This is a genomic window from Actinobaculum suis (assembly GCF_900102025.1).
Lineage (GTDB): Bacteria > Actinomycetota > Actinomycetes > Actinomycetales > Actinomycetaceae > Actinobaculum > Actinobaculum suis.
Genome location: NZ_FNAU01000001.1, coordinates 88,615 through 102,768, shown reverse-complemented (window position 1 = coordinate 102,768; position 14,154 = coordinate 88,615). Strand labels below are relative to the sequence as shown.

The 14,154-nt window shown below is 57.1% G+C and carries 13 protein-coding genes; all 13 read left to right on the top strand.

The genetic code is table 11. The features are described from left to right. The first annotated feature begins 170 nt into the window (after window positions 1-170). Entirely contained in the window at window positions 171-1,073 is a 903-nt protein-coding gene (dapA, locus tag BLT47_RS00445; RefSeq protein ID WP_074660626.1) for a 4-hydroxy-tetrahydrodipicolinate synthase, read from the top strand. Window positions 1,074-1,116: 43 nt separating this feature from the next. Next, complete coding sequence (locus tag BLT47_RS00440) at window positions 1,117-2,790, top strand: ribonuclease J (protein WP_049618728.1); 1,674 nt, start codon at window positions 1,117-1,119, stop codon at window positions 2,788-2,790. 159 nt (window positions 2,791-2,949) lie between these two features. After that, a complete protein-coding gene (locus BLT47_RS00435; RefSeq protein ID WP_074660623.1) occupies window positions 2,950-3,858 on the top strand; it encodes a hypothetical protein in 909 nt (302 codons plus the stop codon). Between the two features lie 139 nt (window positions 3,859-3,997). After that, the gene (locus tag BLT47_RS00430) at window positions 3,998-7,000 is read left to right on the top strand and encodes an FtsK/SpoIIIE family DNA translocase (RefSeq protein WP_074660843.1); all 3,003 of its coding nucleotides are present in this window, start codon (window positions 3,998-4,000) and stop codon (window positions 6,998-7,000) included. A gap of 203 nt (window positions 7,001-7,203) precedes the next feature. Then, window positions 7,204-7,890, top strand: a complete 687-nt coding sequence (locus BLT47_RS00425; protein ID WP_143021723.1) for a DUF6318 family protein — start codon at window positions 7,204-7,206, stop codon at window positions 7,888-7,890. A gap of 347 nt (window positions 7,891-8,237) precedes the next feature. After that, window positions 8,238-8,777, top strand: a complete 540-nt coding sequence (locus BLT47_RS00420; RefSeq protein WP_143021722.1) for a PKD domain-containing protein — start codon at window positions 8,238-8,240, stop codon at window positions 8,775-8,777. 65 nt (window positions 8,778-8,842) lie between these two features. Beyond that, entirely contained in the window at window positions 8,843-9,457 is a 615-nt protein-coding gene (pgsA, locus tag BLT47_RS00415; RefSeq protein WP_065414473.1) for a CDP-diacylglycerol--glycerol-3-phosphate 3-phosphatidyltransferase, read from the top strand. Further along, window positions 9,447-9,941 carry a CinA family protein gene (locus BLT47_RS00410; RefSeq protein WP_049618723.1) on the top strand — a complete coding sequence of 165 codons (495 nt, stop codon included), beginning with the start codon at window positions 9,447-9,449 and terminating at the stop codon, window positions 9,939-9,941. Before pgsA ends, BLT47_RS00410 begins: the two co-directional genes overlap by 11 nt. A 273-nt stretch (window positions 9,942-10,214) precedes the next feature. Continuing rightward, complete coding sequence (locus BLT47_RS00405) at window positions 10,215-10,607, top strand: helix-turn-helix domain-containing protein (protein WP_053093561.1); 393 nt, start codon at window positions 10,215-10,217, stop codon at window positions 10,605-10,607. Between the two features lie 120 nt (window positions 10,608-10,727). Continuing rightward, window positions 10,728-10,964, top strand: coding sequence for a DUF3046 domain-containing protein (locus tag BLT47_RS00400; protein ID WP_065414490.1), 237 nt, complete (start codon window positions 10,728-10,730; stop codon window positions 10,962-10,964). Window positions 10,965-11,391: 427 nt separating this feature from the next. Further along, window positions 11,392-12,549, top strand: coding sequence for a recombinase RecA (gene recA, locus BLT47_RS00395; RefSeq protein ID WP_074660616.1), 1,158 nt, complete (start codon window positions 11,392-11,394; stop codon window positions 12,547-12,549). Between the two features lie 96 nt (window positions 12,550-12,645). Next, window positions 12,646-13,068 (top strand): regulatory protein RecX, encoded by a 423-nt coding sequence (locus tag BLT47_RS00390; RefSeq protein ID WP_176764461.1) that lies wholly within the window; start codon window positions 12,646-12,648, stop codon window positions 13,066-13,068. A gap of 15 nt (window positions 13,069-13,083) precedes the next feature. Then, the gene (gene miaA / locus BLT47_RS00385) at window positions 13,084-14,070 is read left to right on the top strand and encodes a tRNA (adenosine(37)-N6)-dimethylallyltransferase MiaA (protein WP_074660613.1); all 987 of its coding nucleotides are present in this window, start codon (window positions 13,084-13,086) and stop codon (window positions 14,068-14,070) included. Window positions 14,071-14,154 lie beyond the last annotated feature (84 nt).

Below are 14,154 nucleotides of genomic sequence, written 5' to 3'. Positions count from 1 at the left end.
AGTTCGAGCTGGTTCAGGAAACCAAAAGCTCGGATTTGCTCGGGAAACAACTCAATAGCAATAAACTAGCTGCGATGCTGGTGTGTAAGGAGTTTTTCGTACACACCGGCATCGTTTTTGCCATATGAACAATTGCCGCGTACCTGCGCGCAGCCAGCTACAATGCGATCATGCACAAGGAAATTGCTCGCCCATTTGGTTCGGTTTCAGTGGCGATGGTTACGCCGTTCAATGAAGACGGCTCGCTGGATGTAGATAGCGCTGTGAAGCTGGCGAATAAGCTCGTTGATGATGGGTGTGACGCCCTGTTGCTCAATGGCACCACGGGAGAAGCGCCCACTACCCACCAGCCAGAAAAAGACACCCTGGTACGGGAAGTGGTAGCGGCCGTAGGTGAGCGCGCACTTGTTTATGCTGGCGCCGGTTCGAATGACACCGCCCACGCCGTCCGGATTGCCAAGGGTGCCCAGGCGAATGGTGCTCGGGGGATCCTCGTCGTCGCCCCGTACTACAACCGCCCCTCCCAAGAAGGCGTGTACCAGCACATTACGGCGGTTACTGAAGCTACCGACCTACCGGTCATGATCTACGACATTCCGGGCCGTACCGGCGTAAAAATTGAACTTGATACGCTCAAACGGCTTGCGGAACACCCGCGCATTGTGGCAGTGAAAGATGCCACTGGGGACGTGGCGAGCGGTTTCGTGAAAATCGCGGAAACCGGGCTTGCCTACTATTCGGGGGATGATGCCCTCAACTTTGCGTGGCTTGCTCACGGTGCTTCCGGGGTGGTTTCCGTTGCTGGGCATGTAATTGCCGATCGCTTGCGGGCCCTGGCACAGGAGGTCGACGCCGGGGATCTGCCGGCCGCGCGGGAAGAATTTGCCGGCCAAATGCAGCTCATCCACGCGATTATGGGTAGCGGGCAAGGCGCGGTAATGGCGAAGGAAGCTCTCAAACTGCAAGGTGTTTTGCCTTCTGCCACACTCCGTTTGCCGCTAGTTGGAGCCTCAAATTCGCAAATTACCGAGCTCGCAAATGTGATGCGAGAAGAAAACCTCCTGCCTGCGTAAAGTAAATCACCCCGTAATAACCAGGTCATGAGAGAATGACGGGGTGAATAAAGATAGCAAGGGCGTACCACCCGCCCAGGATGCCGTGCGGATTGTGCCGCTCGGTGGCCTGGGTGAGGTCGGTCGAAACTGTAACATTATTGAATACAAGGGTAAACTGGTAGTGGCAGATTGCGGGGTGCTCTTCCCCGAAGAAACCCAACCGGGCGTAGATCTCATCTTGCCGAACCTTGATTACCTGGAAGATCGGCTCGATGACATTGTGGCCATCGTGCTCACACACGGGCATGAAGACCATATCGGCGCCGTACCGTATCTGCTGAAAATGCGCGAAGACATCCCGGTGGTAGGTTCACAACTCACGATCGCTTTCGTGGAAGCCAAACTACAAGAACACCGGATCCGCGCCCGCACCCAGATTGTGGCAGAAGGCGATGTGCTGGAAATTGCCGGCATGGAATTCGAATTCATTGCCGTCAACCACTCCATCCCCGATGCGCTAGCCATGTTCGTCCGCACCCCGGAAGGAAATATCCTCATTACCGGGGACTTTAAGATGGACCAGCTACCCGTGGACGGGCGCCTTACCGACCTGCGGGCCTTCGCGGCCGCCGGCGAAGAAGGCGTAGACCTATACATGGTGGATTCCACCAACGCGGAAGTGCCCGGCTTTGTCCACTCGGAAGCTGAAATCGCTCCCGTGATCGACCGCGTAATCGAAAACGCGCAAGGGCAAGTAGTAGTCGCTTCCTTCGCCAGCCACGTACACCGCGTGCAACAAGTTCTTAACGCGGCCGCAAATCATGGCCGTAAAGTTGCTTTCGTGGGCCGGTCGATGGTGCGCAATATGGGGATTGCGGAAGAACTCGGCTATCTGGATATACCGGAAAACACCGTGATCGACGTGCGGAATATGGATTCGGTAGCACCCAATAAGCGCATCTACATGTCTACGGGAAGCCAAGGGGAACCAATGGCGGTGTTGGCGCGGCTCGCCAACCGTTCCCATAATCGAATTTCCATTGGGGAAGGCGATACCGTACTTTTGGCCTCTTCTCTCATTCCCGGTAATGAAAACGCGGTGTTCCGTGTAATTAACGGGCTAATCAAGCTCGGCGCGCAAGTAATCCACCAGGGCAATGAGCGGGTACACGTTTCCGGGCACGCCGCCCAAGGCGAACTGCTCTACACGTACAACATTTTGCAACCTGCCTATGCGATGCCGGTGCACGGGGAAGTGCGTCACCTGGTAGCTAATGGGAAGATTGCGGTGGAAACCGGGGTGCCGCCCGAAAACGTAATCTTGGCCGAAAATGGTTCCGTAATCGATATGCTCGACGGCGAATGCAAACTCGTCGGCTCGGTACCTTTCCAAAACATTTATGTAGACGGAGGTTCGATCGGTACTCTCACCGAATCTGAACTCAAAGACCGGCAAGTGCTTTCTTCGGAAGGGTTTATCGTGGTCTTCGCCGTTGTAGACCCGAACGAGAAGAGTATCGTTACCGGTCCGCATATCCAAGCGCGGGCCATGGCGGAAGAAGACGCCGTCTTCGACGATATTCAAGACGACGTACAACAAGCCCTCGAAGAAGCACTTGATAAGGGCATGGATGCGTACGGCATGCAACAGGCAATGCGCCGGGTAATTGGCCGGTGGGCTTCCCGCAAGCTGCGCCGCGCACCCATGATTATCCCGACCGTTGTAGAGATATAACCGAGCTGGTGGATCTGCAGAAACGGCGGACCAATGTCTATCTAGCTAATAAATAGCTAGATAGACAATAAAGAGTGTTGGCGCCACGGGCGATGATAAAGTCGATTACTACGCGGAGAAGCGCCAAAGATCTTCCTGATCCGAACACGAAGGAGAATCGTGAATCAGAACCAAAGGCCCGAATACGGGCGGGGCAATTATCCGGGTCCGGAGCAAAACGGCGCCGGCACTCCAGGCCAGTACCCGGGCGGGCAGAATCCTGCCGGGCAGTACTCCGCGGGGCAAAACTCCGCGGGGCAGTATCCCTCCGGGCAGTATCCTCCAGAGCCATATCAGGCTAATCAATATCAAAGCGGACAGTATCCCGGCGCGCAGTACCCGACCGGACAACCCGGTGCGCAGTATCCGGGTGGGCAAGCTAGCGCGCAGTACTCGGCTGGCCAAACTCCGAATCCTGCTGGCGGTTATGGCGGTTCGCCTTTCAGTTCGCCCCAACCGGAAACGAAACGGAAGAACGGCGTCGTAATTGCGATTGTGGTGGCCGTCTTGGTGCTAGCTGTGGTGATTCTCGGCGTCGTTTATGCAATGAATAAGACTGACGCTGCAGACGACGCTACCGCCACCACCACACCGGTAGCAGAAGCAACTACGCCTGCCACCACGCCCGCCGCTACGCCTACGCCCGCGGCTCCAACCACTCCAGCAGCTACTGAAAAACAGGCCGGTGGGGCTAGCGGGGACATTTCTGCCACCACATATGACGAAGCTAAACACTTGGAAACGTGGAAGGCACTCCTGCCTTTGCTTTACCTAGGCACGGGCGAGGAATCCTTAAACGCGGCCAAGCACCCCGATTTGGTGCAGTGCATGGCAGAAAACACGGTTGGCAAGATATCTGACCATACAATCGACGCTTTCAGCAAGGTCACGGAAGGCGATATGACGGGCCTAGAACAATTGCAAAACGGAGATCCGCAATTGGAAAAGGATGGCTTGGCCATGTTAAACGCCATGTCAAAGTGCGGCGTTGACGCCTCTTCTCTCCTGCAGCAGGGAGCGGCAAACTAAAGCCGCTGGAAAGGCCGGTTGATGGGCATGTATAACGCCTGCCAACCGGCCTTTTCTGGCATTTCCGGGAGGATGTGAGGTCATCCCGAAAGTGTGGTGGGGGCGGCGGGCAGCGCGGGGCGCGGCTACAATTCGGAACGTGGCATCCCGTAACAAGAATTCTCGAAGAAGTAGAAGTGCGTCGCCGCGTGCCTCGCGGCGCGGTAGCGGCGCGGCGTCCCCAAAACGCCAACGAAACGCGGAGCCCACCCGTAAACTTCCCGCGGAAGGTGAGGAGACGAGCCGCTTGTCCGCAAATCAACGCAATGCTTTCTTCTTCGTATTCTTAGCCCTAGCGATCCTAGTGGCACTACGCGAATGGTTCGGTATGGGCGGAGTGCTAGGCGGCATCATTCATCATGCCACCGCCGGGGTAGTGGGCCTACTGTCGGTACTCGTGCCGGTATTGTGCCTGGCCATGGCGGTACGCCTCATCGTTCCCGACCGCACTAACGCCAGCCAAAGAATGGCCATTGGCCTGGGCATTATCCTCACCGCAGTAGCCGGAATTTTGCATGTTGCGATCAACCCGGTAAGCCCCGTAGACGATTTCAGCGGGATTGAAAAGGCCGGCGGCCTGCTCGGCTGGATCTCCGGCGGCATCCTAAATATGTTGCTATCCGCGTGGGGTGCAATTCCGATCCTAGTGCTCGCCATTTTATGGGCACTGCTTTACATGACTAACACTTCGATCCAGGTGCTGGCGCAAAACTTCCTCGAATGGAGGGAGCAGCGGCGGGAAGACCGTGCCGAAGCGGCTAGTGCCCACGAGGCAGATATAGCAAACCAGGGTGCTTCCGCCTCTGTACCTTACGATTCACCCGCAACGCTCGACGACGCCGAACCTACCACCGAGCTAAAACCGCGCAAGAAACGCCGTTGGGCCGCGGCTCTCTCTAAGAACTCCGGCCAGGTAGGAGACTCTACGGCAGCGGCGAGCACCCCGAGCGCGGCTTCGCCCGGTGATGCGGGCCGAGATGGTAATGCCGGGGATGCCATGGCAACGCAAGTTTTGACGGCGCAGCGCGCCGCCGCCGGAACGGAAGCTCCCACCCGCAAGCTGGACGGGCCTGCCGAAAGCGGTGCCACGCCGGGGGCGGCCACGGCTCCGGGACGCACCCAAACGGTAAAAACGAAACGCCAAGAACCTATTGCGGGAACAGAACCGGCAGGCTTGCCGGCACCGCAGGGTGGGGCGCCGATCCAGCGCACACAGCAATTGGCGCTCGATCCGAGCGTGAAATATGAACTGCCTTCCCCGGACTGTTTGGTTTTGGGTGGCAACCACGCCGAACGGACCGAAGCGAATGACGAAGTAGTTGCCGCGCTCACGCAGGTTTTCGCAGATTTCAATGTGGATGCGCACGTAGTCGGTTTTTCGCGCGGGCCCACGGTTACCCAGTATGAGGTCGAACTTGGCCCGGGCGTTAAGGTGGAGCGAATTACCCAGCTTTCGAAGAATATTGCCTATGCGGTAGCCAGCGCGGACGTGCGTATTCTTTCGCCGATCCCCGGCAAATCGGCGATTGGTATTGAGATTCCGAATGCGGACCGCGAGGTAGTGCATTTGGGAGATGTATTGGCTTCGGAAGTGGCGCATAAAGATACGCATCCGCTAACCGTGGGTGTGGGGAAGAACGTGCGCGGGCGGTTTGTGGTCACAAATCTGGCGAAAATGCCGCACTTGTTGGTGGCGGGCGCTACCGGGTCCGGGAAGTCGAGCTTCATCAACTCGATGATTACGTCCATTATGATGCGGGCAACGCCGGACCAAGTGCGGATGATTCTGATCGATCCGAAACGCGTGGAATTGACGATTTATGCCGGTATTCCGCATCTGATTACGCCCATCATTACCAACCCGAAGAAGGCTGCGGAAGCTTTGGAATGGGTAGTGAAAGAAATGGATGCGCGCTATGACGATATGGCGGCCTACCATTTCAAGAACATTACTGATTTCAATGCGGCGATTCGGGCAGGGAAGGTGCAGGCGCATGATCCCAATCGGAAGCTGGCGCCCTACCCGTATCTGCTGGTTGTGGTAGACGAATTGGCAGACATGATGATGGTGGCCCCGCGTGACGTGGAATCCTCCATCCAGCGTATTACCCAGCTGGCACGTGCGGCCGGTATCCATTTGGTGTTGGCCACGCAGCGGCCCTCTGTGGACGTAGTGACTGGTCTGATTAAGGCGAATATTCCTTCGCGTTTGGCTTTCATGACTTCCTCCATCGCTGATTCGCGCACGATTCTAGATATGGGCGGGGCGGAAAAGCTGATTGGCCAGGGCGATGCGCTATTTATGCCGGGCGGTAAGCAGCCGATGCGGTTGCAGGGCGCCTGGGTGGGCGAAGATGAAATCGAAAAAGTGGTGGAGCATGTGAAGGCGCAACTGCGCCCGCAATACCGCGAAGATTTCGAAGAGACCGTGCAAGAAGTGCGCGCCGTCAAAAAGCAGCGCGAAGAAATCGGCGACGACCTGGAAACTCTCCTGCAGGCCGCCGAAATCGTGGTTACCACCCAGTTTGGTTCCACTTCGATGTTGCAACGTAAACTCCGCATCGGTTTCGCGAAGGCCGGCCGCATGATGGACCTGTTGGAGCAATACGAAATCGTGGGGCCTTCCCTCGGTTCGAAGGCCCGCGATGTGCTGGTGTCACCCGAACGCGTGGAGGATGCCTTGGCCGTGCTCCGGGGCGAAAAGGAATCCGTGTACGAAGATGATGAAGCTGGTGGCGCGGGAGGCCCGGCTGGTGGTGCGGGTGCCGCGGGCGGTGCAGGCGCTGGTTATGGTGCCGGTGGGGTAGCTGGTGGCCCTTCATCGAGTGCCAGTGCCGACGACGCCGATTATTCCCACGGTGTTTATCCGGCCGGAAACGCGGGTGGTTCGCCGGGAAAAGCTAATGCCGGGCCAGGGATGAGCCCGGACCAAGCGCTCAGCACGCACAGCGCAAATAGCTATGCCGGTTCGTATTACGACCGCTACGCTACGGACCCGCTGGCGGAAGAAAACCAGGAACCGGTTGCCAAAAACTGGTATGACGACGACTTTGACGCTGAAGGGGAATCTGGCGAAGATGCCTGGCAACTAACCGGCAGGTAAAACAAAGCTAGCCCGCTTAGACGGTGTAGCGCTAGTGACGCATCTGAGTGGTGTGTGCGGTAACGATGGGGCCGGGCGCTGAGCTGTTAACTCGACTGGGCTGGGCTGGGCTTTGGGCTGTGCGCTGGGAAGGAAGGCCGCGCAGTTTTCGTCCTGTGGATAGGCAGTGGTTGTATACCGGGGAAGCGGCTACTCTTCGCGGTATGAAGCCTAGATTTGTGTGGCGGCCTGCCGCGTGGCGCTATGCCGCTCTTGGATTGTCTATTTTGTTTGTCTTGCCGGTTCTGGTTGGCTGTGGTTCGACTGATTCAAGCCCGCCGAGCCCGACCCTGACGGTGGTACCTCCGGAGTCGTTGCAAACTAGCGATGCCGCGAACAAGGAATCTGTGGAAACCAACAATGACGCTGATTCCACAACAGCCGTGAAGGAAGCTGGCGAAGCGGAAAAACCAGTCCCGCCGGCCGCAATGGAAAACGTCGATGCCGACGGCGCTATCGCCGCGGCTGAATATTATTTGCTACTCACCTTGTATGGTGCCACGACTTTGGAAACAGAAGACCTCGAAAAAATGTCGGGTGCCGAGTGTGCATGGTGCCAGGAAGAAATTCGGCGACTAAAAGGGTGGACTGGGTATCTGGAAACGATGCCTGAGTTCGAAATATACGAACGACAAGGATGGTATGACGCTGAACAAAACGATTTTGTCGTTGCCCTTGCAGGAAAGCGAGGCTCGAGTCAACTCAATTCCCCTGAAGGCACCAGCGAAGCACGTGCGCAAGAATTTAAGGTAGGAATGATTCTCGAGAATCATTCGGATCAATGGGTTGTTACTGACATCTATATGGAGCTCCCGGAAGATGGGATTTCGGAGGACGGTGCAGAGCAATAATGCTGGAGCATCCGAAGCCCTTAAAGAGGTGGAATAGCCATACTTATTGGAAGGTCGCGTTAGCTTTCGGTCTGCTAGCTTCCTGCATGTTTATTATCCCGAAAGTAGAAGCAAATGGTTTTGACCGTAATTGGCTAGCGACCGGGAACAAGGCTACCGTGACAATCGTGCACCGCGATGTCAGAAGCAATAGCGCCGCGGAAGCTATACGACACCACGGTTCCCCAAAGAGTTCCGGTAGTGGCCTGTGGCGTAGCGGAAAGAAACCAGGGTCTGGTTCTAGTCGCCGTGTCTACCACTTGTTACAGCCGGCGGAGTGGGAGTTGGATTCGCAGGAGCAGGTGGGGATGGCTTGGTTGGGTCGGTCGCGGTTTAAGCCGCGGGGGACTGCAGATTCTGCCAATCCAGCGGCAGTAGGTACGGAGGAAACCGCGCCGGTGATGGAGATTGATGCGGCGTCGTTGGTGACCATTGAGGATGTGGCTTCTTTGGTTACTGATGGTGGAAGTTTCGAGATTTCCCCAGCGGATTCTTGGGTGTTGATAAACAAGCCGGTGTATTTCATGTCCTCGGTGCAGGCGCATACTCGCCAGGTAGAGGTCTATGGGTTCCCAGTGGTGGTGGAACTGATGCCGGTGCGTTATGAGTGGAATCCTGGTGACGGAAGCCCGGTTTTCCACAGTACGGTTCCGGGTGATACCTGGCCGCAGGGGACGGTGACGCATACGTATTTGCGGCCCGGGATGTATTCCCCGCAGGTTGCGGTTACTTGGCGGGCACAATTCACGGTTGAGGGCTATACCTATCCTGTGGATGGGGAAGTAACTACCCGCGCGCAGGCCACGCCTTTCGAGGTGATCGAAGCCCGTGCCCGTATCACCCGCTAAGTCCGGAAAGTATAATCTCGCGCCGAGCCACAAGTTTCGCGGCTGGGCACGGTAGGCTGGGCCACATGACCGAAAAGCAAAATCAGGGCTCAACTGAAGTACCCATTGTGAATATTGCGAACGCTTTCACTATGTTACGCGTTATTCTCATCCCCGTTTTTATCTGGGCGTATTGGGAACCAACCCCAGGCCGTGCCTTCGCCGCCTGGGCGATCTTCGTTATCGCCGCTGCCACCGATAAGCTCGACGGTCACCTCGCCCGTAGCCGCGGCCTCATCACCAACTTCGGCAAACTCGCCGATTCTATTGCGGATAAAGGTCTAATCGCGGCGGCGCTTATCATGCTTTCCTGGCACGGCCGGCTCTGGTGGTGGGTCACCATCTTGCTCATCGCCCGCGAACTTTACATCACGATCGTGCGCATGACGGTCGTGAAAAAGAAAGTCATGGCCGCCGGCACCCTCGGCAAATACAAAATGGTCGCCCAATCCGTGGGGGCCGGTTGGCTGATCGTCCCGTGGGACTCCTGGTTTGCGGCCACGCCCATGCTTGCCCAAGCCTGCATGTGGGTGGGGTGGATAATCCTCGGGGTAGCGTTGGTATTGTCCATCTGGTCTGCCATTGGGTACACGCGCGACGCCGTCGCTATCGCCCACGAAGGAAACCCGAATGAAAATTGAGGCGACCGCACAACTTACTGAGACGGTACACGAACTCGAAAAACGAGGCCTGACCATTGCCTGCGCCGAATCATTAACCGGGGGAGCACTTACTGCTACCTTCGTGGAAGTCCCCGGAGTTTCGAGCGTGCTGCGGGGCGGTATATGTACTTATGCCACGGCAACAAAAGCCAGCATTCTTGGCGTCAGCGAGCAACGACTGGCACAAACCGGACCGGTTGACCAGATAGTCGCCCGGCAAATGGCGGCCGGCGCATGCCACCTATATGACGCCACAGTCGCCCTTGCCACCACCGGGGTTGCCGGGCCCGGACCTGCCGATGGCCATCCGGCCGGAACCGTGTGGATCGCGATTAGCGGGAGCCTGGGCAGTGCGGAACGCGAGCTACATTTACCGGGAGGGCGCGAGGAAGTACGTGCCGGCGCAGTGTGGCAGGCGATCCGGCTGTTGCGAGAAAAACTCGGCCTGGATCCAGCCGTGTAGACTGGGAGTACTACCATGTACAAGATGTTTTTGCCTTCGCGCATAGGTAGTTGGTAAAGCACGATACGGAAAATCTAATTGGGAGTTTTCTGGCAGACTCCCAGCAAATCTCCAGTCACAAGTGGCGTACTTAATACTGGAAGCAGAACAGATGGCTACTAAGGGAGCCATCAGGGATGCGAAAGCGCTGCGAAACTCGGGGAAACACAATATCTCAGAGATATTTCGCCAGGCGGGGAATAAAGTGCACAGCGAAGGCGTTAGAAAGTAATGATGACAGAAAATACTCGGACCGGCCTGAACCGGAAGAATAATGTTCCTACAACGGAGCAACGTGAGGCAACGCAGCCTGCGCTCCTTCGCGTGGAATTGGGAGAAGTCCTACGTGCGTATCGGCAACGCCAGGGCCGTACTTTGCGGGAAGTCTCTTCGGATGCACGCGTCTCCTTGGGTTACCTTTCCGAAGTTGAACGCGGCCAAAAGGAAGCATCCTCAGAACTGCTTTCTTCAATTTGCCGCGCGTTGAACGTACCGCTGAGTCAAGTATTGCGCTTGGCAGCAGACCGCGTAGATATTCACGAAGGGCGCATTCCAGCCCATATGCGTATCCCGGATGCCATTCCGGAAGAAATGGTCCGCCGCGAATACGCCAAGATGGGCCGCTAAAAGCCTCTTCGTAAGCAGACTACTGCGCAGGCTGGGTTGCCGGCCTGCTAAAAGGAAGCCCGCGCCCGGTGCGCGGGCTTTTCTATGCCCCACCACGGGTGGGGGTTTAGGATGAAGCGCGTGCGCGAATCAGAATTTTGGGCAAACCTGGAATGGGTTTTTGGCGACCGTGGCCATAGCGTGGCCCAAGACATGGTACTTTCCGCCCTAGACGGCCGGTCTCTAGCGGAAGCCGTGGAAGACGGCGTCGAACCCCAAAAAGTGTGGGACGCCCTGTGTGAAAACATGGGCTTCCCCGAAAAATACCGGTACCTACACCGCATAAAACCAAACGAGCGTGGTCTGCCTCCACACTAAAAAAACCTGCCGTGCTGCCGCAGATAAACACGCGCGGCCGCTGCAGACGAATATGTGCGCCGCCGCCGGCAAGTAGGTGTGCGCGAAGGTCGGCCTGGAAGTACGGGCGCCTGGGAAGTCTGGGTGGCGGGGAAGAATGGGGAGCGTGGCGCCGGGAGGTTTGGGCGCGGGTGATATTCCTCTAGCGCAACACGCCAAAACCGAGCTTCCCTCGAACACCCGTTCGGATTAGAGTGTTCCACAGGTCGCAAAAGCGCCGGCGATATCAACAGATTGGTTCGCGGCGTCTTTTTATGTCGGAGGCTGGACGTACCTTAGAAACAGAGCTTGTTCGGAGAGGGCAAGCGGAGGGCGATCGCGAAGTACCCGGAGAGGGAAAGCTTCGCTAGAAGCCTGTTCTGTAGGAATATCGAGTAAAGGACCGGGAATGGCCGAAAAGAAGGACGCCGAAAATAAGGACGAGCGGCAACGCGCAATTGATGCGGCGCTCGCGCAAATTGATAAGCAGTTCGGTAAAGGTTCAGTGATGCGGCTGGGGGACCGGCCAGCACGCCGCGTTGAGGTGATCCCTACCGGGTCCCTTGCTTTGGATATTGCACTCGGAGTGGGCGGTTTGCCACGCGGGCGCGTAGTGGAGATTTATGGTCCGGAATCTTCCGGTAAAACCACGGTGGCCTTGCATGTGGTAGCGGAAGCCCAAAAACAAGGCGGGATCGCTGCTTTTATCGACGCCGAACACGCTCTGGATCCCGAATACGCACGCAAACTCGGGGTGAATACCGATGAGCTCATCGTCTCCCAGCCAGATACGGGAGAACAAGCCCTGGAAATTATGGACATGCTGGTGCGTTCCGGAGCTATCGACGTCGTGGTGGTAGATTCCGTGGCCGCGCTCGTTCCCAAAGCCGAAATTGAAGGAGATATGGGCGATGCGCACGTGGGCCTGCAAGCCCGGCTTATGAGCCAGGCCTTGCGGAAGATTACCGGGGCGCTGTCTTCTACCCGTACCACTGCGATTTTCATTAACCAGCTGCGCGAAAAAATTGGGGTGTTCTTCGGGAACCCGGAAACCACCACCGGTGGAAAGGCACTCAAGTTCTACTCTTCGGTGCGTTTGGATGTGCGGCGCGGGGAAGCTCTGAAAGTAGGAGGAAACCCGATCGGGAATCGCACCCGCGTGAAGGTCGTAAAAAACAAGATGGCGCCGCCCTTCAAACAAGCCGAATTTGACCTTATTTACGGCGAAGGTATTTCTCGCGAAGGCGGAATTATTGACATGGGTGTAGAAGCCGGAATTATTCGCAAGTCCGGGGCCTGGTTCACCTATGAAGGCGATCAACTCGGCCAGGGTAAGGAAAGGGCACGCCAGTTCTTGGTCGATAACCCGGACCTTGCCGCAGAACTCGAAAATAAGATCCTAATTGCCGTGGGCGTGCGCGAAGATCCGGAAGCTGCCGTGGCGGAGGCAGCAGAAAAGGAAGCCGCGAGTACCGCCAAGAAGGAAACAGCCACTTCCGCGAAGGAAAAGAAGGCCGCAGCTACTACCAAAACTAAGACGGCGGAGAAGGAGCCGGTGAAAAGCTAGATGGCGAGGCGGAAAAGCCGCGGGCCTGATCTAAGTGAGCTCCCTCGGGAAGAGCAAGTTAAAAAAGCGCGAGAAATTGCCTATCGTCGCCTCGGTATGCGGGACTATGCGCGGGCGGAGTTAGGGGAGGTGATGGCCAAACGCGGCCTTCCCGAAGGAGTTATTCTCCAGACCTTGGCAGAAATGGAAGCGGCCGGCTATGTGGATGATGCCCGGTTCGCCCAGGAATACGTGCGGCGCCGACTGGCCGTCAAACCGATGTCGCGCCGCGTGCTCGGGATCGAACTACGCCGCAAAGGGATCAGTGAAGAACTGATTAGCGCCGCGCTTTCCGAACTAGCACCGGAAACTGAACTGGCCGGGGCGATCAGTTTGGCAGAGAATCGTCTGCTAGCAGCTTCAGGTAACCCGGACACTTTGGAGCAACGCGTGTATGCCATGTTGGCGCGGCGCGGCTACACCTATGAGCAGTGCACGAAGGCTCTACGTATTGCGCGGGAAAACGTGCGCGCCGAATGAAGATAGGCTAACTGAGTGATTATCGCGATTGTCGGGCCCACGGCGAGCGGCAAAACCGCTATTTCCTTAGAGCTGGCGGAAATGCTGGGTGGCGGGCGCCGAGTAGAAATTATTTCCGCGGATGCCTTCCAACTGTATCGGGGCATGGATATTGGGACGGCGAAAGCCACCCCGGCGGAAAGGCAAAGAATTCGCCACCACCTGATAGACGTGCTCGACATTAGCGAAGAAGCATCGGTGGCTGCCTACCAGAAACAGGCGCGAGCCGCACTCGCAAATATTATGCAGCGCGGCAAGATCCCGCTGGTAGTGGGCGGTTCAGGACTATACGTTTCCGCTTTGCTCGATGAGCTCGATTTTCCGGGTACCGATCCGCAAGTACGAGCCCAAGTAGAAAAAGAAGCCACGGCGGACTATCCAGCAATCTTGCGCGAACTTGCCACCCGTGATCCGCAAGCCTACGAAACGCTTGACCACCGCAACCGGCGGCGGGTTATCCGGGCCGTAGAAATAATCCGCTTGCGCGGCCACTACACTTCCCGGTTCCCGCGGCATACCTCCCATTATCCGGAGGTATATATGCATGGCATCAACCGGGAACGGGCCGTATTACACGCAGGTATTCACAAACGCGTGGAGGAAATGTTTGCGGCCGGGCTACTTACTGAAGTTGCCGAACTATTAGAACAAGGGCTGGCTAATACTCCCACGGCGCGCCGAGCTACGGGATACGCGCAAGCTATTGAAGTGCTCGCCGGAAGAATGAGTCAAAGCGAAGCAATCGAAAAAATCACGGTTGCTACCCGCCAGCTTGCCCGCAAACAAATCAGCTGGTTCACCGCCGATCCGCGGCTCACCTGGCACGACAATACTGCCGGCCAAGCCGCAAAAATAGCCGCGCAAATCTATGCTTCGCTACCGGGGCAAACACCAGCGCCCGGCAACGAGCCAGCGCCCGGCAATGAGCCAGCGCTCGGCAACACGCCAGCGCCCGAGAACTAGCCAGCGCCCGATAGGCGATAACGGCTTGCGCTACATCCTCGTCGATCTGTAAACGCTATTTGTAGCCCTAGCGGTAGGAGAGCA